The organism is Reyranella sp. GW821-FHT14A01, assembly GCF_058803965.1.
In genome coordinates this window covers 566798-588100 of record NZ_JBXAPM010000001.1, presented here as the reverse complement: position 1 = coordinate 588100, position 21303 = coordinate 566798, and the positions used below count along the sequence as shown (strand labels likewise).

The window sequence follows — 21303 nt, the reverse complement described above, 5'->3', positions numbered from 1 at the left end:
CCTATCTCCGGACCGGCGCGGACTGCGCGTGGCCGCTATGCCTGTATTTGTCGAGGATCGAGTCGAACAGCTTGGGCTCGACCGTCGAATAATAGGTGATGGGGTTGGCCCGGCTCTTTTCAGCCAGCGCCGGGTAGGTCGTGGCGTCCAGCCGCGCCCCGCCCTGCTTGGCGCGCGCCACCCAGGCGTCGAAGTCGGCCTGGCTCATGGCCTGGACCTCGAAATGCTGCTGCGAGTAGCCACCGCCGCTGTACTGGCTGTTACGGCCGACGAAGGTGCCGGGCTGGTCGGCCAGCATCTGCAGGCGCGTCTGCATGCCGGCCATGGCGTAGATCTGCCCGGCGAGCTGCGGCACGTAGAAGGAGTTCATCACCGTGTCGGAGGTGATGCGCAGGCTGACCGGCCGGCCCGCTGGAAAGACCAGCTGGTTCACCACGGCGATGCCCTGGTCGGGATAGATGAACAGCCACTTCCAGTCCTGGGCCACGACCTGGACGTCGAACGGCGCCTCCTTGGATTCGATCGGGCGGTAGGGATCGAGCCGGTGGGTGCTGCGCCACAGCAGGACGGCGACCGCGATGACGATGAGGGCCGGGATCAGCCAGGTGAGGGCGTCGATCCGGACCGAATTGGCCCAGGTCGGCGTGTACTTGGCGTTGGTGTTGGAGGCGCGGTACTTCCAGGCGAACCACAGGGTCAGGACAATGACCGGCACGATCACCAGCATCATCACGCAGAAAGCGTCGAACAGAAGATCACGCTCGGCCAGCGCGATCGGGCCCTTGGGATCGATCACGGCGGCCCGCTTGAGGTCGCAGGCGCCCATAAAAAGGGCCAGGCCGGCGGTTACCGCCGCTCCCCGCCATCGCGTTACAGCCAGCCTCACCATCCCCCGCCCGACCAATTGAACTGTCAGTGCAGAGTGGCGCTAGCTCTTGTGTTGAGCAACGTTTCTTTTGTTACGTTTAGGTCTTCTGACCAGCCGGCGCGGGCGTCGCGGCCGGAGGTGCTTTGCCCGCCGGATCCTTGATCGTGCAGACGTCGGCGCGAAGACGATCCTTCAACGCCGCGATCTGATCCTCGATCTGCTTGTTCGCGGTCTTCTGCTTCTCGATCTGCTCTTCGAGCGCCTTCACCTGCGCGGCATCGGGACCGGCCGGTGCAGGCGGTGCCGGGGGCGCAGGCAACTGGACGGCTACGTTCACGATCGGACGGTAAAAAAGATACCAGCCCAGTCCCAGACCGGCGGCGAGCAGGAAGAAGCCACCCACCAGCCCGCCCAGAATCCAGGGCCAGCGCGGCGCGGGCTGCGCAACGGGGATGGACTGCGTGGGAATCGAACGCTCGGGAGGCGGCAGGGCGTCGGCCATAGGGCAGTGAGGCTCCTTTGAAGGTCGCAGTCAACACCCGCCGCGCGGCGGAATTTGGGCGTCGCGAGGGCCTTGCGCGGGCCTCTTGCGCCGTCCGAACTGCGATATATGTGTATATGCACAGACTGGCGCCTCTCGACCCGCCGCACGACCGCGTCTAGGGTCGCCGCCACGAACAAGGAGAGTTCCATGACCGCATGCATCGTTGGCTGGTCCCACGGCAAATTCGGCAAGCTCGACGGCGAGACCAGCGAGTCGCTGATCGTCAAGGCGGCCTCCGAGGCCATCGCCCATGCCGGCATCGAGCCCAAGGACGTCGACGTGATCTACGTCGGCAACATGAACGGCGGCTTCGTGCGGCAGGAGTTCCACTCCTCGCTGCCGCTGCAGACCCATCCCGACCTGCGTTTCAAGCCCTCGACCCGGGTCGAGAATGCCTGCGCCACCGGCTCGGCCGCGATCCACATGGGCCTCAACACGCTGGCCGCCGGCAAGGCGCGCTTCGTCCTCGTGGTCGGCGTCGAGAAGATGACCGAACTCAACTCCGCACAAGCCGGCGAAGTCCTGATCAAGGCGTCGTATGTCGCCGAGGAAGCCACCATCGAAGCGGGCTTCGCCGGCATCTTCGGCAAGATCACCTCGGCCTACTTCCAGCGCTACGGCGACAAGTCCGACGCGCTCGCCAAGATCGCGGTCAAGGCGCACAAGAACGGCGCCAAGAATCCGTACGCCCACTTCCAGAAGGAGTTCGCCTACGAGTTCTGCCGCACGCCATCGGACAAGAACCCGTTCGTCGCCGGCCCGCTGAAGCGCACCGACTGCTCGCCCGTCACCGATGGCGCGGCGGCGGTGATCCTGACCGACGTCGGCACGGCGCTGGGCATGAAGCAGGCGATCGCCTTCCGCGCCGCCGAGCACGTCAACGACTTCCTGCCGATGAGCAAGCGCGACATCATCAAGTTCGAGGGGCCGCAGCTCGCCTGGCAGCGCGCACTGAAGTCCGCGCATCTCGACCTGCTCGACCTCTCCTTCGTCGAGAGCCACGACTGCTTCACCTCGGCCGAGCTGATCGAATACGAGGCGATGGGCCTCACCGCGCCGGGCGAAGGCGAGCGCGCCATCCACGAGGGCTGGGTCGAGCGCGACGGCAAGCTGCCGGTCAACGTCTCGGGCGGCCTCAAGGCCAAGGGCCATCCGGTCGGCGCCACCGGTGTCAGCATGCACGTGATGACGGCCATGCAGCTCTCCGGCACCGCGCCGGAAGGCCTGCAACTGCCGAAGGCCAGGCTGGGCGGCGTGTTCAACATGGGCGGCGCCGCGGTCGCCAACTATGTGAGCATCCTCGAGCCGCTGCGCTAGAACGCGTGCGCGCTGTCGGCCACCGCGAAAGCGACGCCATCCTGGGGGCCATGCGCCAGGTGGCGCTGGCCGGCGGCCATTCGATCACCTACGCCGACACGGCAAGCATCCTGGCGGCCGGACGCTATCTCCTGCGCCGCCACGGACTCACCGATCTCGGCACCTTGCCGGCGGCGGAGCCCGCCGACCTGGTCGCGACCCTGACGGACCGGTCGCTCGCCGAGGAGGCGGTGAAGTATCTCGCCATCATGGCGATGGTCGACGGCTCGCTCGACTCGAAGAAGCTGAAGCGCGTGCTGGAATATTCCCGCGCGCTCGACATCGAGGCCGACTATCTCACCGATCTCGTGGAGGCAGCCTCGGGCCATCTCGCCTGGGCCACCGCCGACATGTGGCGCAAGAACTTCGACAGCGTGCTGAGCCGCTCGTCCGAGGGTCTCGACCCGAACACCTGGATCCGGCCCTACGCCGGCACCAATGCCGATCCGGCCCTGGTCGCGCGCTACGAGGCGTTGGGCAAGCTGCCGCAGAGCAGCTTCGGCAAGGCGCTGTGGGACTTCGACAAGACCAACGGCTATCCCTTCCCCGGCGATCCGATGGCGCTGAACGCCGCCTTCGGCACGGCGCACGATTCGACGCATGTGATCTCGGGCTACGACACCAGTGCGCGCGGCGAGCTGCTCGTCTCGACCTTCACCGCCGGCATGCATCCGCTCAATCCGATGAGCGGCCACATCCTGCCGGTGATCTTCTTCTTCCACTTCGGCGAACAGCTGAACGATGTCGGCCATGCCGGCAAGGGCGGCCTCGATCCCGACGAGTTCTGGCACGCCTGGGCGCGCGGCGCGGCGATGACGACCGACCTCTTCGATCCGAAGTGGAGCGTCTGGGACTGGGTCGAGCACGATATCGACGAATTGCGCCACCATTGGAACGTGACGCCGCCGGGCCACCCGCGCTAGAAGCGCTGCCGTGGCCGACACCGATTTCGACATCGCGCTGACCGATGCACCGCCCGCCACCTTGCGCGACGAGCTGGGCCAGGGATTGCGCGCCTTCAATATCGAGCTGCTGGGGCCCATCGACGGCGCGCCGCTCGCGATCACGATCCGCGCCAAGGACGGGACATTGCTCGGTGGCCTCTACGGCCGCACCGGCTTTCGCCGGATGTTCGTCGAGCTGCTGTTTATCTCTGAGTCACTGCGCGGCAAGGGACTCGGAACGAAGCTGCTGCAACAGGCCGAAGCCGAAGCGAAGCGCCGCAACTGCCTCGGCGCCTGGCTGGAGACGCTCAACGCCGATGCGAAGCGCGTCTACGAGCGTAACGGTTACCGGGTGTTCGGGGAGATCCCCGACTACCCGCCCGGCAACACGCGCTATTTTCTTTCCAAGAACTTCTAGATGAGAAGGATCCCTCACTTCGTTCGGGATGACACCTCTTGTGTCATCCTGAGCGCAGCGAAGGATCCTTAACTCATATCTTCAGTTACACCACCGGGCTCGCGCCGCCGTCGACGTTGATGGCGACGCCGGTAATGAAGGAGCCCGCGTCGGAGCAGAGGAAGCAGGCCATGCGGGCGAATTCCTCGGCCTTGCCCATGCGACCGAGCGGGATGCGGCCCTTGGCCATGCCGGCCAGGAACTCCTCGTAGGTCTTGCCCTCACCGGCCGGCCCCTTGTGGCGGCGCTGCCACTGGTCGCTCTCGATCAGGCCGACCAGCATGGCGTTGACGAGGATGTTGTCCTTGGCCAGCTCCTGGCTCATCGCCTTGGTGAGCGCGAGGCCCGCCGCACGGCTGACGCTGGTCGGCGTCGAGTTGGCGGTCGGGGCCTTGGCGCCGATGTTCAGCACGTTGACGATGCGGCCCCACTTGCGCTCGCGCATGCCGGGGATCGCCGCGCGGGCGAGACGGATCGCAGCGAACAGCTTGAGGTCGAGGTCGCCCTGCCAGTCCTCATCGGTCACCGTCTCGAACGACTTGGCGTGGCTGATGCCGGCATTGTTCACGACGATGTCGACCTTGCCGAACTCGGCCTCGATCTTCTTGAACGTGTCGGCGATCGGCGCGGCCTGCGAGACGTCGCAGGAATAGGCCTCGATCTTGATGTTGGCCTTGCCGGCCGCCTTCTGCACTTCGGCCTTGGCGGCGGTCAGCGCGTCCTGCTTGCGGGCCAGCAGCGCGACCGATGCGCCCGACGCGGCGAATTCCTTGGCCATCGCCAGGCCAAGGCCGGTGCTCGCGCCGGTGATCACGGCCACGCGGCCATCCATACGTACGTCCATCTTGTCCTCCCGAAATCGGCAAAATCGGGCGACACCTTATCCATCGATCAGCGCGGCAGCGAGTCCGCTGCGTATTGCTGGGCGAACTCGGCGCTGGGCGGGATCGGCTTGATCACGTCGATAGCGATGCCGTTGGGATCCTCGGTGATGAAGTGCCGCTGGCCGAAAGCCTCGTCCCGCAGGGTGAGATGGATCCTGAGCCCTTCCGCCCGCGCCTTGGCATAGAGCGCATCGACATCGTCGACCTCGAAGTTGATCAGCACGCCCGAGGCCTTCTTGCGGAACGGCGCGGGGATCGTCTCGTGGCGATAGTCGAGGATCGCGAGGTTCGCCTTGTCCGATGCAGTGCTGGTGAGATGCACGTACCAGTCGGCCTCGAAGACGCGGCGGAAGCCGAAATGTTTCTCCCAGAAGGCGGCGGTGCCGGCGACGTCGTCGGTGCAAAGCACGGTGTAGAAGTCCTTGAGCTGCATTGCCCTCTCCTTCGTTGCGATTTACATACAGACTGTATGTGATGTGTCGTCATTTAGATACAGGTTGTATGTATGTCAAGACCCCGGACCCAGGCGGAGCGGCTGGCCGCGACGCGCGCGATCCTGCTGAAGGAGGCCCGGTCGATCTTCGCCACCTCGGGCTACGAGGCCGCCTCCACCGAGGAGATCGTGAAGCAGGCCAAGGTGACGCGCGGCGCGCTCTATCATCACTTCAAGGACAAGCGCGCACTGTTCGAGGCCGTCGTCGTTGAGGTCGCGCGCGAGATCGCGGGCTCGATCGACGAGATGGCCGAGCCCGCCCCCGATCCGTTGCAGGCGCTGATCGACGGGACGCGCGGCTTCCTCGATGCCTGTCTCGATCCCGCGGTGCGACGCATCTACCTGATCGATGCGCCCGCCGTACTGGGCTGGCATCGCTGGCGCGAGATCGACGCGCCGCATGGCGTGCGCACGCTGCGCGAGGGCGTGACCGCGGTGCTCGCAGCGCGGCCCGACCAGAGCCTCGATGTCGAGCCGATCACCTTCCTGCTCTCCGGCGCGTTCAACGAAGCCGCTTTGTGGATCGCCGAGGCGAAGGACGAAAAGGCGGCGCGTCGCGAGATGGATCGCACGCTCATCCAGCTCCTGGAACGCCTGTTCGGTTCGCCCATCGAACCGTCTCGACCATCGCGAGCGCGCAGCCGGGGATAGAAGAGCATCGAGCCGTTGATGTGCGGCGCGCCCCGTGTTGCACTTCGCCCCCAACAAAGAGAGAGCGTCGCGGATGGACCCCTACCGTTTCGGCTATTCCCCGATCGTCGAACGACCGAAGCTTTCCTGGCCCAACAACGCGCGGGTCGCTGTGTGGGTCTGTCCCAACATCGAGCACTATGAATATCTTCCGGCCGAGGTCCGCGTGCGCAACCCGTGGCCGCGCATGCCGCATCCCGACGTGCTGGGCTATGGCGGCCGCGACTACGGCAACCGGGTGGGCCTGTGGCGCCTGTTCGAGGTGCTGGACAAGCACAATGTCCGCTGCACCGTCTCGCTGTCGATGTCGGTGATCGAGATGTATCCCGAGATCCTCGAGGCGATGGAAGCGCGCCGCTGGGAGTATATGAGCCACGGCTACTTCAACACGCGCTATCACTGGGGCTACGAAGAACAGGAAGAGCGCGAGGTCATCGAGCACAGCAAGGCGACGCACTTGCGGCTCACCGGCCGCAAGCTGCGCGGCTGGTTCTCGCCCGCCGTCTCCAACACGCTGAACACGCCCGACCTCGTGAAGGAAGCCGGCCTCGACTATTTCTGCGACTTCTATCACGACGACCAGCCGACACCGCTCGCGACCAAGCACGGGACGCTGATCCACGTCCCCTATTCGATGGATATCAACGACGCGATGATCTACCGCCAGCCGGTCGAGGCCGAGGAATTCGCCCAGATGATCATCGACCATTTCGACACGGTCTATCGCGAGGGCGGCGAGAACGGACGCGTGATGTGCATCGCGCTGCATCCCTACATGATGGCGGCGCCGCACCGGCTGAAGCATCTCGACCGCGCGCTGTCCTACATCCGCAAGCACAAGGATGCCTGGGTCTGCACCGCCGAGGAGATCCTCGACTGGTACACCGCGAACGGACTGGGGCCTTACCAGCAGCATCTCGGGAAGGAGGCGTAGGATGAGCGCTCCCATTTCCAAGAACCCGCCGCCGCTGTCCGCCGGGATGGACAATCCCTGGTACGACTATGTTCCGTACCCGAAGCGACCCAAGCTCAACTGGCCGCGCAACGCGAGGGTCGCCTTCTACGTCGTGCTGCACCTCGAATATTACGAGCTGCTGCCGCCCGAGGGCATCGTGAAGGACAGCCGCTTCACCGGCGAGTTCGGCGTCTACAATCCCGACTACCGCACCTGGACGCAGCGCGAGTACGGCAACCGCACCGGCATCTTCCGCGTCCTCGACGTGCTCGACCGCTACCAGATCCGGGCCGGCGTCGCGGTCAATGCCATGGCGGCGGAGCGCTATCCGTTCCTGATGGAGCAGTTCAAAAAGCGGAACTACGAGATCATCGGACACGGCGTCTCCGCCAACCGCATGATCAGCTCGAAGATGAGCGAGGCCGAGGAGAAAGAGGAGATCGCGACCTCGATCGCCGCGCTCGAGAAGGCCACGGGCATGGCGCCCAAGGGCTGGCTCGGCCAGGAATATGGCGAGAGCCAGCGCACGCCGAAGCTGCTGGCCGATGCGGGCATCGATTACGTCCTCGACTGGCCCAATGACGACCAGCCCTATCCGATGCATGTCGGCGAGGGTCGCAAATTCGTCTCGATGCCCAACCAGCCGGAATGGGACGACGTGCAGCAGCTCTGGCTGCGGCGCATCAACACCACGCGTTATCCCGACATCGTGGGCGACGCCTTCGAGCTTCTGCATCACGAGGGCGGCCAGGTGTTCAGCCTGTCGATCCATCCCTGGCTGATGGGCATGGCGCATCGCATAAAATATCTCGACGAAGCGCTGCGCCGCGTCGAGCGCTTCGGCAATGTCTGGCAGGCGACGCCGGGCGAAATCGCCAGGCACTACGCTGACACGATGATGGGCCGACACGAGGATGGGCTGAGCCGGTGAGCGGCTTCTGGCTCGACACGCTGGTCGACTTCCTGGTGGGCTTCCGCTTCGAGACGCTGAAGCCCGCCACCGTCGAGCAGACCTCCTACGTCATCCTCGACACGGTCGGCGCCATCTTGGGCGGCGCGGCCGAGCCCGAGATGCGGGCCCTCACCGCCAAGCTCACCGTCAGCCCCGTGGGCGAGGCCTCGGTGATGGGCACCGGCAAGACCGCCGTCTCGGCCGCCGCCGCCTTCCTGAACGGCACCGCCGGCACCTTCCTCGAAATGGACGAGGGCAACCGCTTCGCCAAGGGCCATCCCTCGATCCACGCGCTGCCCGCCGTCTGGGCCCTGGCCGAGATCAAGGGCCTGTCCGGCAAGAACGTGATGGAAGCGCTGGTGCTGGGCTACGAGGTCGGCGCGCGCATCGGCATCGCCGCCGCGATGCGGCCCAACATGCATCCGCACGGCACCTGGGGCACGGTAGGCGCCGCCGTCGCGGTGGCGAAGCTGCTGGGCTACGACGCGGCGCAGATGCGCGAGACGATCAACGTCGCCTCCTCCCTGACGCTTGCCTCCTCCAAGCGCACCATGCTGGAGGGTGGCACGGTGCGAAACGCCTATGCCGGCATCTCCAACCGCATGGCCCTGATGGCGATCGACCTCGTCGAGGCCGGCTTCATCGGCGAGCGCGATGGCCTGTCCAGCGTGTTCGGCAAGGTCGTGTCGGAGCGCTTCGACACGGCGCGCATGATCGACGGGCTCGGCCGCGACTGGCAGATCGACCAGAACTATTTCAAGCTCCATTCCTGCTGCCGCTACAATCACGGCGCGCTCGATGCGCTCGACATCCTGCTCGCGAAGGAAGCGGTCGCCGCCGACGCGGTCGAGCGGATCGACGTCGCGAGCTACCTCTACGCCGCCGAGCTCGACGACCAGGCGCCCCGCAACACGCTGGCCGGCAAGTTCTCGGTGCCCTTCGCCGTCGCCACGCGCCTCGTGCGCGGCTCGTCACGGGTCGAGAACTTCACCTGGGACGCCGTGCGCGACGAGAAGGTCCAGGCCCTCGCCAAGTGCGTCTTCGTGGTCGAGGACAAGGCGATGACGGCCAGGCTCCCGCAGTTCCGGCCGGCGCGCGTCGACGTCCGGCTGCGCGATGGCCGCACGCTCACCGCTGCCGTCGAGGCCAATCGCGGCGACGACCAGGATCCCTATTCGCGCGACGAACTTAACGGCAAGTTCTTCTCCCTGACCGCGCGGATGCTGCCGCATGAAGCAGCCGACGATATCAGAAAGAAAATCCTGATGCTGGATCGCATCGCCGACATACGCTCGGTCTTCGCGCGCTGACCAAAACTTTCTCGACGTGCGCTCAAAGGCAGAGACCAAAGGTCCCTCACTTCGTTCGGGATGACAATTTTACCGAGGTTGGCGCAGTGCGCCGCTGCGGAAAACGCTGTCATCCCGAACGAAGTGAGGGACCTTTGGGCCACATACGATGGCCCTGTCATTCAGATGGAAAGTGCCACATCTACACGGCCTCGCCGGCTACCCAGCCGCTCGACCAGGCCCACTGGAAATTGTAGCCGCCGAGCCAGCCGGTGACGTCGACCGCTTCGCCGATCGCAAAGAGGCCGGGCACCTTCTTCGCCTCCATCGTCTTCGATGAGAGGCCGCCGGTATCGATGCCGCCCAGCGTGACCTCCGCCTTGGCGTAGCCCTCGGTTCCATTAGGCGTGAACGTCCAGCCATTCAATCGCCCGGCCAGTGTTTCGAGATCGCGGTCACGCTGATTGGCCATGATGCCTTCGGGCGCAAGGCTTTGCGCCAGGCGCTGCGGCAGGATTTCTGCCAGCACCGTGCGCAGCTCGGCCTTGGGCCGCGTGCGCTTGCGCTCCTTCAGGAACGATGCGGCATCGAGATCGGGCAAAAGGTTGACGACGATTTCCTGTCCGGGCTTCCAGTAGGAAGACACCTGCAGGATCGCCGGCCCCGACAGGCCGCGATGGGTGAACAGGAGCGCCTCGCGGAAGCGAGCGCGGCCGCAGCGCGCTTCGACCCCGAGCGACACGCCGCTGATCTCCGGCACGGGAAGCGTGAGCGGCACCAGTGCCGGTCGCGTCTCGGTGACACGCAGCTTGAAGTGGCGCGCCACCTCGTGCGCCAGGCCGGTCGCGCCCATCTTCGGGATCGAGAGCCCGCCGGTCGCCAGCACGACGGAGGCGGCGGAGAAATCGCCATGGTCGGTCGCGACCGTGAAGCGGTCCGCCTTCTCGACGCGCGTCACCTTGTGCGCGACCCGAACGTCGACGCCGACCGCGGCGCATTCGTCGAGAAGCATCGCCACGATCTGCCGGGCCGAGCCGTCGCAGAAGAGCTGGCCCAGCGTCTTCTCGTGCCAGGCGATGCGGTGCCTGTTCACCAGCTCGATGAAATCGTGCTGCGTGTAGCGGGCCAGCGCCGATTTGCAGAAATGCGGATTGGCCGAGAGGAAGGCCTCGGGCCGCGCCTCGAGATTGGTGAAATTGCAGCGCCCGCCGCCCGAGATCAGGATCTTCTTGCCGACCTTCTCGGCATGGTCGAGCAGCAGGACCTTGCGGCCGCGCTGCCCCGCCCGTATCGCGCACATCAAGCCCGCGGCGCCGCCGCCCAGGACGACGACGTCGAAGGCCTGGCTCACGCCAGCGCCTTGCCCATGATCCAGAGCGCGGCGGCCAGGCCCGCGATGGCGCCGGCCACGGAGCCGCCGACATAGAGCGCCGCCATCAGATATTCATGCCGCTCCCACAGCAGCACCGTGTCGAGCGAGAAGGCGGAGAAGGTCGTGAAGCCGCCCATGACGCCCGTGGCCAGGAACAGCCGGTAATGGGCGGCCGCCCCGACGCGCTCGGCGAACCAGCCGGTGATCAGGCCCATCACAATCGAACCCACGATGTTGATCACCAGCGTGTGCCAGGGGAAGTGCGAGCCCAGCAGCCGCGCCACCCAGATGTTCATGCCGTGGCGCGCCGCACCGCCGATGCCGGCGCCCACGAACACGATCAGGTAGCTCATCACCGGCCGCCTCCGAACTTGGTCTTCCAGTCCGGCAGGGCGTTTGCGAAAGGCAGCGCCGTCGCCTCGTAGACACCCCGTGCCACAGCGCGCGCGAGGCAGTCGGCCGCCGCCGTACCCAGTTCCATCAGGACCCTCGGATCGCCGCCCGCCCCGGCCCGGCCGGTCGCCGCCGCAAAGACCGTGTCGCCGTCGTTGGGCGCATGAACCGGCCGCAACGACTTGGAGAGGCCGTCATTGGCCATGATGGCGAGGCGCTTGCACCCGGCCTTGGTGAGCTTTGCATCGGTGGCAACCAGAGCGATGGTCGTGGCCGTCACCGGCAGCGGCTGGCCCTTGAAGCGCAGCTTCAGCGCATCGTCGGGCAGCTTTTGCGGCCAGCCGAGACCGCCGAACTCGTCGCCCTGCTCGTAGGCGCCGGCCCAGAAATGCGCACTGCCGCCGATCGTGGCCGCGCCCACCGCGTTCACCGCCACGAGCGCGCCGACGGTGAAGCCCTGGCTGGTCTTCATGCTGGCCGAGCCCAGGCCGCCCTTCAATCCGGCCGTGGTCGCACCGACACCGGCGCCGGCCGTGCCCAGCGCGAAATCCTCTGCGGCGACCAGCGCGGCATCGCGGCCGAGATCCCAGTAGGGCGGCTTGTGCTTGACCGGCTCGCGCATCCAGTCCTTCTCGCCGCCGTTGATCAGGTCGAACAGGATTGCCTGCGCCACGACCGGAATCGCGATCCCGCCAAAGGTCCGGCCCTGGCCGCGCTGGCACAGCACCGCCGAGGTACCGCCGGCCGCGTCGAGCCCATAGACCGAGCCGCCCGACAGGACGATGGCGTCGATCGCCTGCCCCACCATTTCCGGTTCGAGCGACGTGCCCATGCGGTCGCCCGGCGCGCCGCCCAGGGTCGAGATGCTGGCGACCGCGCCCTGCTCGAAGATCGCCACGGTGGCGCCGGTCGCGGCGCGCATGTCCTGGGCGTTGCCGACCAGCACGCCCGGGACGTCGGTGATCAGGTTCCTCACGTCAGGAACTCGCCGCCGTTCACATGGATCGTCTGCCCGGTGATGAAGGTGCCCTCCGGCCCGACCAGCAGCCGCACCATGGAAGCGATCTCCTCGACCGTGCCGAAGCGCTTCAAGGGAATGGGACGGTTCACGCGATTGGCCGGCGCCGCGCCCGCCGAGGCGCCGCGCGTCGTGTCGATGGCGCCCGGCGCCAGCGCGTTGCAGGTGATCCTGTGCGGCGCCAGTTCGACCGCCAGCGCCCGCATCAGCCCTTCGAGGCCCGACTTGGAGGCCGAGACGTGGCAGCGGTTGGGCGTGCCGACATGGGTCGAGATACCGGACAGGGCCACGAAGGCCCCGCCGCCGCGCGCCACCATCTGCGGCACGATCGCCTTGCCCAGCAGGAAGGCGCCGTCGAGCGCCACCGACATGATCTCGCGCCATTCGTCGAACGACATGTCGAGGAAGGAGGTCTGGCGGCGCAGGCCGGCATTGCTGACCAGGATGTCGACGCCGCCGAACTTCGCCGCGGCCTCGGCCGCGATGCGGGGCGGCACGGCCGGATCGGACACGTCGCCCATCGCCGCCAGCGCCTTGCCGCCGGCCGCCTCGATCTCGGCCACCACGGCATCGACCGCCGCCTTGTCCGAACGGCCGTTGACCACGATGGCCGCGCCGTCGCGTGCCAGGGTCAGTGCGATCGTGCGACCGATATTCTTGCCCGCGCCCGTCACGAGCGCGACTTTGCCTTGAAGAGGTAACGACATGCGATCTCCGCCGAGGATTTGGCGGACCCTAACGACCAAAGCGGCGTTTCGGCAAATACTTCAGGTATCCCGGTCATGGTGACGGATCGATCGGCCCTGCAGTCTGTACGCATCGATGCCAGACCGCAGGAGGACATCATGAAAAAGTTTCTGGTCGCCGCGAGCCTGCTCGCGCTCACCGTCCCGCTGTACGTCCGGGCGGCCGACGATCATCACGCCACCGTCCAGCCCGAGGCGCTGAAATGGGTCGCGCCGGCCGCGTACGGCAAGGGCGCGCAGTTCGCCATCGTCAAGGGCGACCCGACCAAGGAAGGACTGTATGTCGTGCGCCTGAAGGTGCCGGCCGGCTTCAGGATTCCGGCGCACACCCATCCCAACGACGAGAACGTCACCGTGCTGTCCGGCAGCTTCAACATCGGCACCGGCGACAAGCTCGACGAGAAGAAGGGCGAGAAGGTGAAGGCCGGCGGCTACTCCTTCGTCGCCAAGGGCATGACGCATTATGCCTGGTTCACCGAGGAGACCGAGCTTCAGCTCCACGGCATGGGCCCGCAGGGCATCACCTACGTCGATCCCAACGACGATCCGCGCAAGGCCAAGTAAAGCTTTCGCCCGCTACGCGGCCTTGTCGGGCCGCGTAGCAACGCGGGCGTCGCCGGTCAGCCGGCGACGATGTAGGCCTTCAGCGCCTCGGTCTCGTGACGGGCTTCCTCGAGGCGAGCCTTCACGACGTCGCCGATCGAGACGAGGCCGAGCAGCTCGCCATGGCGCACCACCGGCAGGTGACGGAAGCGTCCGCGCGTCATCTGCTCCATCACATGGTCGATGGAATCGTCGGGATCGCAGGTCACGACGTCGCGCGTCATGATCTTGCCCGCCTCGAAGTCCATGGCGGCCGCGCCATGGCTCGCGAAGGCACGCACGAGGTCACGCTCCGAGACGATGCCGGCGACCGAACCCTCGGCGTCGAGCACCAGCACCGAGCCGATGCGACGTGTGCTGAGTTGCTGGGAAATCTGGGCGACCGAGGTACCCGGCGTGATCGTGTAAACAAGACCGCCCTTACGCGACAGGATATCGGAGACGAACATGGCTTCCCCCCTCTGTGGTCGATAGGTCTGGTAAACAAGCCAACGCTGTGGCGCGGAGCGAAGTTGCGGGCGATAAAGCCCCTCATGAACGATACTCGATCGGCCCTCGTCCTCTTCTCCGGCGGTCAGGATTCCACCACGTGTTTGGCCTGGGCGCTAGAGAGATTCACACATGTTGAGACGGTCGCTTTCGACTACCGTCAGAGGCACCGGATCGAGCTGGATCAACGGCTGGTGGTGCTGAACGAGGTCCGGCGCCTCTTCCCACAATGGGCGGACCGGCTGGGCGAAGACCATTTCATCGACATGGGCGTGCTGGGACAAATCAGTGACACGTCGCTGACCCGCGATGTCGCCTTCGCGATGGAGAAGGACGGCCTGCCCAACAGCTTCGTGCCCGGCCGCAATCTCCTGTTCTTCACCTTCGCCGCGGCGATCGCCTGGCGCCGCAACATCCGCAACCTGGTCGGCGGCATGTGCGAGACGGATTTCTCGGGCTATCCCGACTGCCGCGACAACACGATCAAGGCGCTGCAGGTGACGCTCAATCTCGGCATGGATCGCAGCTTCGTGCTGCACACGCCGCTGATGTGGCTCGACAAGGCCGAGACCTGGGGCCTTGCCAACGAGCTGGGCGGCCCGCCGCTGGTCGACCTGATCCTGGAACACACGCACACCTGCTACGACAGCGTGCGCGGCCCGCGGAACGACTGGGGTTACGGTTGCGGCGAATGCCCCGCGTGCAGCTTGCGCAAGCGGGGCTTCCAGGCCTGGCGCGAGGGCACGCCCTCGATCTAATGAAGGCTAGCGGCCGCCCGCGAGCTGACGGGCGCCGGTGAGGTTCCGCTGTATGTTCGGTAGCTGGTTCTGCGCATAGCGGCGCAGCGTGCCGTTGCCGCCGTCCTGCGAGTAGGCGCCGTACTGGGCATTGGCATCGATGTGCGCGGCGAGCTGGGCGTTGGCGTAGGCCGTGTCGAATTCGACGCCTTCGAGCACGTTCAGGCGCTGCAAGGTGGCGACCCAACCCGGCGTGTTGCTGGGATCGGGCGCGTAGGAGACGCCGGCTTCCGAACGCGACCGGGTGAGGACCTGCGCGGCCTCGGTGTGGTCCGCGACCATACGGGTGGCGAAGCCGCGGATGTTCTCGTTGCCCGACTTGGCAAGCGCCAGCCGGCCCGAGGCGATCTCGAAGTCATTGAACTGCTGGGCGAAGCCCACGAAGCGCGAGTCCGGCAGCGCATCGACAGCGAAGGCACGGGTGGCATAGACGGCCGGCAAGGCGGCGATGCCGAGCAAGATCGAGCGGCGGGCGATGGGCTGCATGAGAATCTCCTGAATTGTGTGCGTTAGAACGCAACCATTCCGCGCGGGTTCCACGCACCCGCCGGACCTGCTAGGAGCGCGGGCATGAATTTGTCCAAGCGGGCCAAGCTGGTGGGCCTTGCCTACTTCCTGGGCTTCATCGCCTGCATTCCGCTCGCCAACTGGATGATCGGGAATGTCGGCGCCGTCTGCGTGCCGCAGGGACCGTGCCTGGTGCCGGTCTGGCCCTGGGGTCCGGACGACAAGCCGCTGATGGCGCCGTCGGGCGTACTGATGATCGGGCTGGCGCTGGTCCTGCGCGACCTCGTGCAGCGAAGGCTCGGCCGCGGCGTGGCGCTCACCGCCATCGTGGCGGGGGCCGCCCTGTCGGGCGCCGTCGCGCCGCCGCAGCTCCTCGTCGCCTCGACCGCGGCCTTCCTGCTCTCCGAACTGGCCGACTTCGCCGTCTACACGCCGCTGCAATCGCGTGGCCTCGTGATGGCCGTCCTGGCCTCGAGCGTCGTCGGCCTGATCGCCGACAGCATCCTCTTCCTGTGGCTGGCCTTCGGCAGCCTCGAATATCTGGCCGGCCAGATCCTGGGCAAGCTCTGGATGGTGCTGCTGGCCCTTCCTTTCATTCACTGGATTCGCAAACGGGAGTTGTCGACATGAGCCTTTCCCTCCTTCCGGTCGACGACAGGGTTTCCGTTTCCGGCCAGCTGGACGCCGGCGACATGAAGGAGCTCGCCGCGGCGGGCTTCGTCGCGGTGGTCAACAACCGGCCCGATGGCGAGGCCTTCTTCGGCCAGCCCAGGACGGCCGACCTGCGCGCCGCCGCCGAAGCATCCGGACTGAAATTCCTCGACCTGCCCTTTCCCGGCCCGCGCGCGACGCCCGACCAGGTCCGCGCCTTCGCCGACCTGCTGGCCTCGGGCGATGGCCGGATCGTGGCCTATTGCAAGAGCGGCATGCGCTCGGCGCTGCTGTGGGGCGCGGCCTCCATTGCCAACGGCCGCTCGCTGGAACAGGTGCTGCAGGGCGCGCGCAATGCCGGGCAGGAGTTGAGCGGCGTCGCCGAACTCATGACCGGTCTCGCGCAGGCCGCACGCGCCTCGTGAACTGCGGCCAAAGCCGCCGACCGAAAGAGTTGGCTTGCACCGGACGCGCCGCCGCTCCTTAATCGCGCGTCCTGAAGACCCTTGGGGGAAGTCCATATGTTGAAGTCGATTCTGGCCGTGTCCGAAGGCGGTCCCGATGCCGCGATGTCGTTCCGGCTGGCCGCCCGTGTCGCCGGCATTTTCGACGCCACCGTGGACGCGCTGCACCTGCCGGTCGGCCCGGCCGGAGGTGCCGTCGGCGGCCTGGCCATGAGCGGCGAGGCGATGCCCCTGATCATGAACCTCGACGACGAGCGCCTCGAGGAGCGCGCCAAGGAGTCGGAGCGTGCCTACAAGGAAGTGCTCGGCGCCAATGCCGGCTCGACCTACACCGCCGCCGAGACCGCGACGCTCGACACGCTGGTTGCGATGGGCCGCTGCTCGGACCTGCTGGTGCTCGGCCGCCCGGGCTCCGATCCCGAGAACGTCGCGCCCGCCACCGTCGAGGCCGCCATCCATGAATGCGCCCGAGCCGTCATGATCGCGCCACCGAACGCCGGCACCGGCGGCTTCGACTCGGTCATCGTCGCATGGAACGGCAGCTTCCAGGCCGCCCGCGCCGTTGAATATTCCCTTCCCTTCCTCGCCAAGGCGAGCGCCATCACGATCCTGGTCGTCGGCTCCAAGGCCGACGATGTCGGCGCCTCCTACCTCGCGCGCAATCTCGGCCGCCACGGCATCAAGACCACCATCGACGCCATCGATCCCGGCGCGGTGTCGGGTCGCGCGCGCGGCCGCGCCCTGCTCGACTACACGCACGGCAAGGGCTCCGACCTGCTGGTGATGGGCGCCTATGGCCGCGGCCAGGTGCTGAGCTTCCTCGGCCTGGGTGGCGCCACAGGCAAGGTGATCTCGTCCTGCCGAGTGCCGTTGCTGATGGCGCACTGAAGAAGAGTAAGGATCCTTCGCTTCGCTCAGGATGACACCTGTTTTCAAGCGGTTGTCATCCTGAGCGGAGCGAAGGATCCTTAGCTTTTACTCAAGCGCTTAGTTCACCGCCTCGCGCTCAAGCGCCGCCGCGAGATTGTCGAACAGGCCCCGCGTACCTTCCTCGCGGGCGCTGCAACTGTCGTGGCCGTCGAGGAACACGACCTGCTCGGTGTAGACGAGCTTCGTTCCCTTGCCGTCCGGCCTGAACTCGGTGGTGCCAAGCGAGACCGATATGCGGGTCTCCCCCATGTACATCTCGTAGCTCATCACGATGCGCTCGTTCGGCACGATGTCCTGATAGAGACCGTTGAAGGTATGAACCGGCCCGCCCGGCGGGCCGCCGCTCACGCTCTCGCGGCCACCGACCCTGAAGTCGAGCGTGTGGTTGGACGATTCCCAGTCCTCGGGGCCGACGAACCAGCGTCCTTTTGCCTTGGGATCGGCATAGGCATGGAAGACGCGCGCGGGCGCGGCGGGAAAGCGCCGCTCGATGGTGAAGGTGGCGTGCGTGGTCGAACGTTTGGTCACGATCTCCTCCTTGGCTTGGTCTCGGCCAGCAAGGCACCGAGCCGGTCGAAGCGGCGCTCCCAGCTCGCGCGCCGCTCGCCGATCCAGCGTTCGGCCGCAGTCAGGACTTCGGGTTCGATACGGCAGGTCCGGACGCGCCCCACCTTCTGGGAGCGCACCAGGCCGCTCGCCTCGAGCACGGCCAGGTGCTGCACCACCGCCGACAGGGTCATGTCCAGCGGCTGTGCCAGCTCGCTCACCGACGCCGGTCCCCGGCTCAACCGCTCGACCATGATCCGCCGCGCCGGATCGGACAGGGCCTGGAAGGCCAGATCGAGCGGCAGGGAAGCTGACGCATTATTGTTAAGCATTCACTTAAGTATCAATTCCGCGAGGTCGCGGCAAGCCTCCCTTGAAGGAAGCCGCCGGCCGACTATCTCGAACGGCACATTCCATGTTGCTCGAGGAGGACGTGGTCATGGACGTCGTGGAAACCCACCGGCCGCCGCAGCCGGCCCCCGTCTGGCCGACGCCAGCGGAAGAACCGTCGGAGCGTGACTGCCTGCCCGGCGAGACTCCGACCGAAGAAGAAGTGCCCTTCGTTACGCCGCCGCAGATGCCCTGGCCGAGGATCCTGCCCGGCCTCTGACGAAGCTCAGGGGCAGGCGCCGGCGCCCTGCGTCACGACCTGCGGATCGCTGCAGGCGCTGCAGGCGTTGCTGTAGGTCTTGCGCGTGCCATCGCGAAGCTGGCCGCAGGCCGGGCGATAATCCTTGGTGCACATCTGCGGCCGCGGATCGGCGCAGGGGCCGCCGGCCACCGGCAGCGACTCGGGCGCCAGCTCGGCGCGGGTCAGGCGGAACAGGAACGGCTGGGTCCGGTACTCGCTCAGCGTGCCGAACATGAAGATCCTGGAGCCGACCGCGGGCGGCGGGCTGAGCGGGCGTGTCATCACGACTTCCAGGTCGACGAGATTGCCGGCCTGGGCTTCCTCTGTGATCGCGCCTTCGATGCGCTCGGGCGTGACGGAGATCACCTTCATCCCAAGCTTCAGCCGCTGGCCGCCCTGCTGCCTGTCGCCGATTGCCTTCCACACCGCCTCGGCCGCGCGCTTGTTGGCCGGGCTGACGTCGCGATGGCGCAGCACGAGCACCCATTGCGCCGGCGTCAGCTTGGACGGCTCGTTGTCCTCGAGGATCTCCAGCGCCCGTTCGGGCGGCGTCATGGCGCGCGGGATCGACTTCTTGAAGTTGGCGGGCGGTGCGCTCTCATTGGCAACCCGCGTCACGATGCCGTCCCAGCCCTCCTCGCTGCCGCGATAGACGCTGTAGCGCGAGCGGACATAGCGATCGATGTCCTGTGCCGCCGAGTCGTTCCTCGCAGCCTTGGCGATGGCGATCGCCCGGGCACCGTACCAGAAGCCCAGCGCATCGACCGGCGAGCCTTCGAGCTGGGCCACCGAATACTGATAGACGTCCTGCAGGCTGGTCGGGTCGGCGGCCACGGCCAGGCGATAATAGTCGCGCGCCTTGTCGTAGTCCTTCGCCTGCAGCGCCGCGAAGCCCAGCACGCCGTTGAAGACGCCCGCCATCTGCTCCTTGACCTGCTCGAAGCCGGCATCGTCGAGCAGCGCGGGCTTCTGCCACTTGGGCATCACCGCGAGGCCGCGCTCCGATGCCGTGACCGCCGCCGCCAGCGCCCCCGCTTCGCCGCCCGAGGCTTTCAGACGTCCGACATAGGCCCGATTGGCCAGCGCGCGCACATTGTCGGGATCGACCTGCAGGAGGCGTGCGACCAGCACGTCGGCCTTGGCCGGCTGGCCGGCGGCCTGCCAGGCGGAGATGGCCTGCTCATGGGCGTCCAGCCGCAACACGCTGCCGGGATACCAGGCAATGAACACTTCCATCGCCTGCGCCTTGCGGGCGGGATCCTTGGTGTTCAGCGCCGTCATGTAACTGTCGTACTCGGCGGGATTGGTGAAAGCGCTGCGCTGCATCTGGCCGGCGTTCTGACCGGTCGTCTGGGCTGGGGCCTGGGACGGCGCCGGGGTGGCGGGCGTTTGCGGCGGTGTCTGGGCGGCAACATTGAACGACGCGGCGGCGCATGCCGTCGCGACAACGATAGCCAACCACCGCCATGCCGCCATTCCCGACTCCTCCCCGATCACGCGCTGTGTTGCAAGGCCCATCTCGACCCTGAATTGCCGTGACGATTTGGGCGAATTAAGGCAATGTTCCGAACGTAGTTTTGAGTGGGGTTGACGATGAAAGACCGGCGTTCGACGGCATCCATGCTCGTCGCTGCGGTGCTTTGGGCTGCCTGCAGCACGGCGCCCGCTCTCGCACAGCAAGGCGCCCCACCCCCCGCCGTCCTCGTCCAGCCCGCCGAGATGAAGCCGATCGCCGACCAGGCCGAGTTCATCGGCCGGGTCGCCGCCGTCGACAAGGTCGAGCTGCGCGCCCGGGTGAAGGGCTTTCTCGGACCGCGCAAGTTCGCCGACGGCGACCAGGTCAAGAAGGACCAGGTCCTCTTCACCATCGAACCCGAGACCTACCAGGCCTCGGTCGACCAGAAGAAGGCCCAGCTCGATGCCGCGCGGGCGGCGCTGGCCAACGCCGAGGTGCAGCTGAAGCGCGCCGCCGAGCTGCTGCGCACCAACACCGGCACCCAGGTCACCTACGACCTGCGGCTCTCCGAGCAGCTCCAGGCCAAGGCGCAGGTCGAGGACTCCAGCGCGCAGCTCCGCGACGCCGAGCTCCAGCTCTCCTACACCGAGATCAAGTCGCCGATCGATGGCCGCGTCGGCCGCGCCGCCTTCTCGCCGGGCAACCTCGTCAGTCCCGATTCGGGCGTGCTGGCCACCGTGGTGAGCGAGAATCCGATCCGCATCCTCTTCCCGGTAACGCAGCGCGAACTGCTCGACGCCAGGCGGGAGCAGGCCACGGACCCGAATTCCATCGTGGTCCGTCTCAGGCTGGCCGACGGCTCGATCTACCCTGAGAAGGGCAAGATCGATTTCATCGACAATACGGTCGACGCCAAGACCGATGGCCAGATCGTGCGCGCCACCTTCGACAACAAGGGCGGCCTGCTGACCGACGGCCAGACGGTGCGGGTGGTGATGGAAGGCGACAAGGTGCCGACGTCGGTCGCCGTGCCGCAGGCCGCCATCGCCCAGGACCAGACGGGCGCTTACCTGTTCGTCGTCAACGACAAGAACGTGGTCGAGCAGAAGCGTATCAAGACCGGCGTCTCGCGCGACGGGCTGACGGCCATCACCTCCGGCCTGCAGGCCGGCGAGAAGGTCATCGTCCAGGGCCAGCAGCGCGTGCGGCCGGGCATGACGGTCAATCCCACCATGGCGCCCCCCTCTGCCTCGACGCAGAAGCAATAA

27 protein-coding genes are annotated in these 21303 nt (G+C 66.7%); 14 read left to right on the top strand and 13 right to left on the bottom strand.

Features of this window, described 5'->3' with window-relative positions; all coding sequences use genetic code 11:
• Position 1: 1 nt before the first annotated feature.
• Entirely contained in the window at positions 2–826 is an 825-nt protein-coding gene (cyoA, locus tag AC1ROX_RS02875; RefSeq protein ID WP_493122180.1) for a ubiquinol oxidase subunit II, read from the bottom strand.
• Between the two features lie 139 nt (positions 827–965).
• On the bottom strand, positions 966–1370 hold the full coding sequence (locus tag AC1ROX_RS02870; protein WP_493122178.1) for a hypothetical protein: 405 nt from the start codon (positions 1368–1370) through the stop codon (positions 966–968).
• 189 nt (positions 1371–1559) lie between these two features.
• Between AC1ROX_RS02870 and AC1ROX_RS02865 the strand changes: the two genes are divergently transcribed.
• From AC1ROX_RS02865 to AC1ROX_RS02855, 3 genes are read left to right on the top strand one after another with little or no spacing between them, the layout of a single operon-like run.
• A complete protein-coding gene (locus AC1ROX_RS02865) occupies positions 1560–2729 on the top strand; it encodes an acetyl-CoA acetyltransferase (protein WP_493122176.1) in 1170 nt (389 codons plus the stop codon).
• A 5-nt stretch (positions 2730–2734) separates the two neighbouring features.
• Positions 2735–3691, top strand: coding sequence for a hypothetical protein (locus tag AC1ROX_RS02860; protein ID WP_493122174.1), 957 nt, complete (start codon positions 2735–2737; stop codon positions 3689–3691).
• Positions 3692–3701: 10 nt separating this feature from the next.
• Positions 3702–4130, top strand: a complete 429-nt coding sequence (locus AC1ROX_RS02855) for a GNAT family N-acetyltransferase (protein ID WP_493122172.1) — start codon at positions 3702–3704, stop codon at positions 4128–4130.
• An 85-nt stretch (positions 4131–4215) separates the two neighbouring features.
• Here AC1ROX_RS02855 and AC1ROX_RS02850 read toward each other — a convergent pair whose 3' ends face one another.
• Positions 4216–5013: an SDR family NAD(P)-dependent oxidoreductase gene (locus AC1ROX_RS02850; protein WP_493122170.1), complete on the bottom strand. Its 798-nt coding sequence runs from the start codon at positions 5011–5013 to the stop codon at positions 4216–4218.
• Between the two features lie 47 nt (positions 5014–5060).
• Positions 5061–5486, bottom strand: coding sequence for a VOC family protein (locus AC1ROX_RS02845; RefSeq protein ID WP_493122168.1), 426 nt, complete (start codon positions 5484–5486; stop codon positions 5061–5063).
• A gap of 72 nt (positions 5487–5558) precedes the next feature.
• On the opposite strand from AC1ROX_RS02845, the gene AC1ROX_RS02840 reads away from it, so the two are divergent.
• The 4 genes from AC1ROX_RS02840 (at position 5559) to AC1ROX_RS02825 (ending at position 9453) form a co-directional block, all read left to right on the top strand.
• The gene (locus AC1ROX_RS02840; RefSeq protein WP_493122166.1) at positions 5559–6197 is read left to right on the top strand and encodes a TetR family transcriptional regulator; all 639 of its coding nucleotides are present in this window, start codon (positions 5559–5561) and stop codon (positions 6195–6197) included.
• 73 nt (positions 6198–6270) lie between these two features.
• The gene (locus AC1ROX_RS02835) at positions 6271–7170 is read left to right on the top strand and encodes a polysaccharide deacetylase family protein (RefSeq protein WP_493122165.1); all 900 of its coding nucleotides are present in this window, start codon (positions 6271–6273) and stop codon (positions 7168–7170) included.
• A gap of 1 nt (position 7171) precedes the next feature.
• Positions 7172–8122: a polysaccharide deacetylase family protein gene (locus AC1ROX_RS02830; protein WP_493122163.1), complete on the top strand. Its 951-nt coding sequence runs from the start codon at positions 7172–7174 to the stop codon at positions 8120–8122.
• Positions 8119–9453, top strand: a complete 1335-nt coding sequence (locus tag AC1ROX_RS02825) for an MmgE/PrpD family protein (RefSeq protein ID WP_493122161.1) — start codon at positions 8119–8121, stop codon at positions 9451–9453. Before AC1ROX_RS02830 ends, AC1ROX_RS02825 begins: the two co-directional genes overlap by 4 nt.
• Positions 9454–9634: 181 nt before the next feature.
• Here AC1ROX_RS02825 and AC1ROX_RS02820 read toward each other — a convergent pair whose 3' ends face one another.
• From AC1ROX_RS02820 to AC1ROX_RS02805, 4 genes are read right to left on the bottom strand one after another with little or no spacing between them, the layout of a single operon-like run.
• Positions 9635–10783 (bottom strand): BaiN/RdsA family NAD(P)/FAD-dependent oxidoreductase, encoded by a 1149-nt coding sequence (locus AC1ROX_RS02820; RefSeq protein ID WP_493122159.1) that lies wholly within the window; start codon positions 10781–10783, stop codon positions 9635–9637.
• On the bottom strand, positions 10780–11157 hold the full coding sequence (crcB, locus tag AC1ROX_RS02815; protein WP_493122158.1) for a fluoride efflux transporter CrcB: 378 nt from the start codon (positions 11155–11157) through the stop codon (positions 10780–10782). The genes AC1ROX_RS02820 and crcB overlap by 4 nt, the downstream gene beginning before the upstream one ends.
• Positions 11157–12173: a P1 family peptidase gene (locus tag AC1ROX_RS02810; protein ID WP_493122156.1), complete on the bottom strand. Its 1017-nt coding sequence runs from the start codon at positions 12171–12173 to the stop codon at positions 11157–11159. The genes crcB and AC1ROX_RS02810 overlap by 1 nt, the downstream gene beginning before the upstream one ends.
• Entirely contained in the window at positions 12170–12922 is a 753-nt protein-coding gene (locus tag AC1ROX_RS02805; protein ID WP_493122153.1) for an SDR family NAD(P)-dependent oxidoreductase, read from the bottom strand. The genes AC1ROX_RS02810 and AC1ROX_RS02805 overlap by 4 nt, the downstream gene beginning before the upstream one ends.
• Before the next feature lie 138 nt (positions 12923–13060).
• Here AC1ROX_RS02805 and AC1ROX_RS02800 point away from each other — a divergent pair, with 138 nt between their 5' ends.
• The gene (locus AC1ROX_RS02800) at positions 13061–13525 is read left to right on the top strand and encodes a cupin domain-containing protein (protein WP_493122151.1); all 465 of its coding nucleotides are present in this window, start codon (positions 13061–13063) and stop codon (positions 13523–13525) included.
• Between the two features lie 56 nt (positions 13526–13581).
• Here the strand turns inward: AC1ROX_RS02800 and AC1ROX_RS02795 are convergent, their stop codons facing one another.
• Positions 13582–14013: a CBS domain-containing protein gene (locus tag AC1ROX_RS02795; RefSeq protein ID WP_493122149.1), complete on the bottom strand. Its 432-nt coding sequence runs from the start codon at positions 14011–14013 to the stop codon at positions 13582–13584.
• An 84-nt stretch (positions 14014–14097) separates the two neighbouring features.
• Between AC1ROX_RS02795 and queC the strand changes: the two genes are divergently transcribed.
• Positions 14098–14811 (top strand): 7-cyano-7-deazaguanine synthase QueC, encoded by a 714-nt coding sequence (gene queC, locus AC1ROX_RS02790; RefSeq protein WP_493122148.1) that lies wholly within the window; start codon positions 14098–14100, stop codon positions 14809–14811.
• Positions 14812–14817: 6 nt separating this feature from the next.
• On the opposite strand, the gene AC1ROX_RS02785 is transcribed toward queC, so the two are convergent.
• Positions 14818–15336 carry a DUF4142 domain-containing protein gene (locus tag AC1ROX_RS02785; RefSeq protein ID WP_493122147.1) on the bottom strand — a complete coding sequence of 173 codons (519 nt, stop codon included), beginning with the start codon at positions 15334–15336 and terminating at the stop codon, positions 14818–14820.
• An 84-nt stretch (positions 15337–15420) separates the two neighbouring features.
• On the opposite strand from AC1ROX_RS02785, the gene AC1ROX_RS02780 reads away from it, so the two are divergent.
• The 3 genes from AC1ROX_RS02780 to AC1ROX_RS02770 all read left to right on the top strand — a co-directional run bounded on the left by AC1ROX_RS02780 (position 15421) and on the right by AC1ROX_RS02770 (position 17360).
• Positions 15421–15987, top strand: coding sequence for a VUT family protein (locus AC1ROX_RS02780; protein ID WP_493122145.1), 567 nt, complete (start codon positions 15421–15423; stop codon positions 15985–15987).
• On the top strand, positions 15984–16433 hold the full coding sequence (locus AC1ROX_RS02775) for a protein tyrosine phosphatase family protein (RefSeq protein WP_493122144.1): 450 nt from the start codon (positions 15984–15986) through the stop codon (positions 16431–16433). The genes AC1ROX_RS02780 and AC1ROX_RS02775 overlap by 4 nt, the downstream gene beginning before the upstream one ends.
• Before the next feature lie 96 nt (positions 16434–16529).
• On the top strand, positions 16530–17360 hold the full coding sequence (locus tag AC1ROX_RS02770; RefSeq protein WP_493122142.1) for a universal stress protein: 831 nt from the start codon (positions 16530–16532) through the stop codon (positions 17358–17360).
• Between the two features lie 99 nt (positions 17361–17459).
• On the opposite strand, the gene AC1ROX_RS02765 is transcribed toward AC1ROX_RS02770, so the two are convergent.
• Positions 17460–17930 carry an SRPBCC family protein gene (locus AC1ROX_RS02765; protein ID WP_493122140.1) on the bottom strand — a complete coding sequence of 157 codons (471 nt, stop codon included), beginning with the start codon at positions 17928–17930 and terminating at the stop codon, positions 17460–17462.
• Entirely contained in the window at positions 17927–18280 is a 354-nt protein-coding gene (locus AC1ROX_RS02760; RefSeq protein ID WP_493122138.1) for an ArsR/SmtB family transcription factor, read from the bottom strand. Before AC1ROX_RS02760 ends, AC1ROX_RS02765 begins: the two co-directional genes overlap by 4 nt.
• A gap of 107 nt (positions 18281–18387) precedes the next feature.
• On the opposite strand from AC1ROX_RS02760, the gene AC1ROX_RS02755 reads away from it, so the two are divergent.
• Positions 18388–18558, top strand: a complete 171-nt coding sequence (locus AC1ROX_RS02755; protein ID WP_493122136.1) for a hypothetical protein — start codon at positions 18388–18390, stop codon at positions 18556–18558.
• A gap of 6 nt (positions 18559–18564) precedes the next feature.
• Here the strand turns inward: AC1ROX_RS02755 and AC1ROX_RS02750 are convergent, their stop codons facing one another.
• Positions 18565–20055, bottom strand: a complete 1491-nt coding sequence (locus tag AC1ROX_RS02750; protein WP_493122134.1) for a hypothetical protein — start codon at positions 20053–20055, stop codon at positions 18565–18567.
• A gap of 117 nt (positions 20056–20172) precedes the next feature.
• Between AC1ROX_RS02750 and AC1ROX_RS02745 the strand changes: the two genes are divergently transcribed.
• On the top strand, positions 20173–21303 hold the full coding sequence (locus tag AC1ROX_RS02745) for an efflux RND transporter periplasmic adaptor subunit (RefSeq protein ID WP_493122132.1): 1131 nt from the start codon (positions 20173–20175) through the stop codon (positions 21301–21303).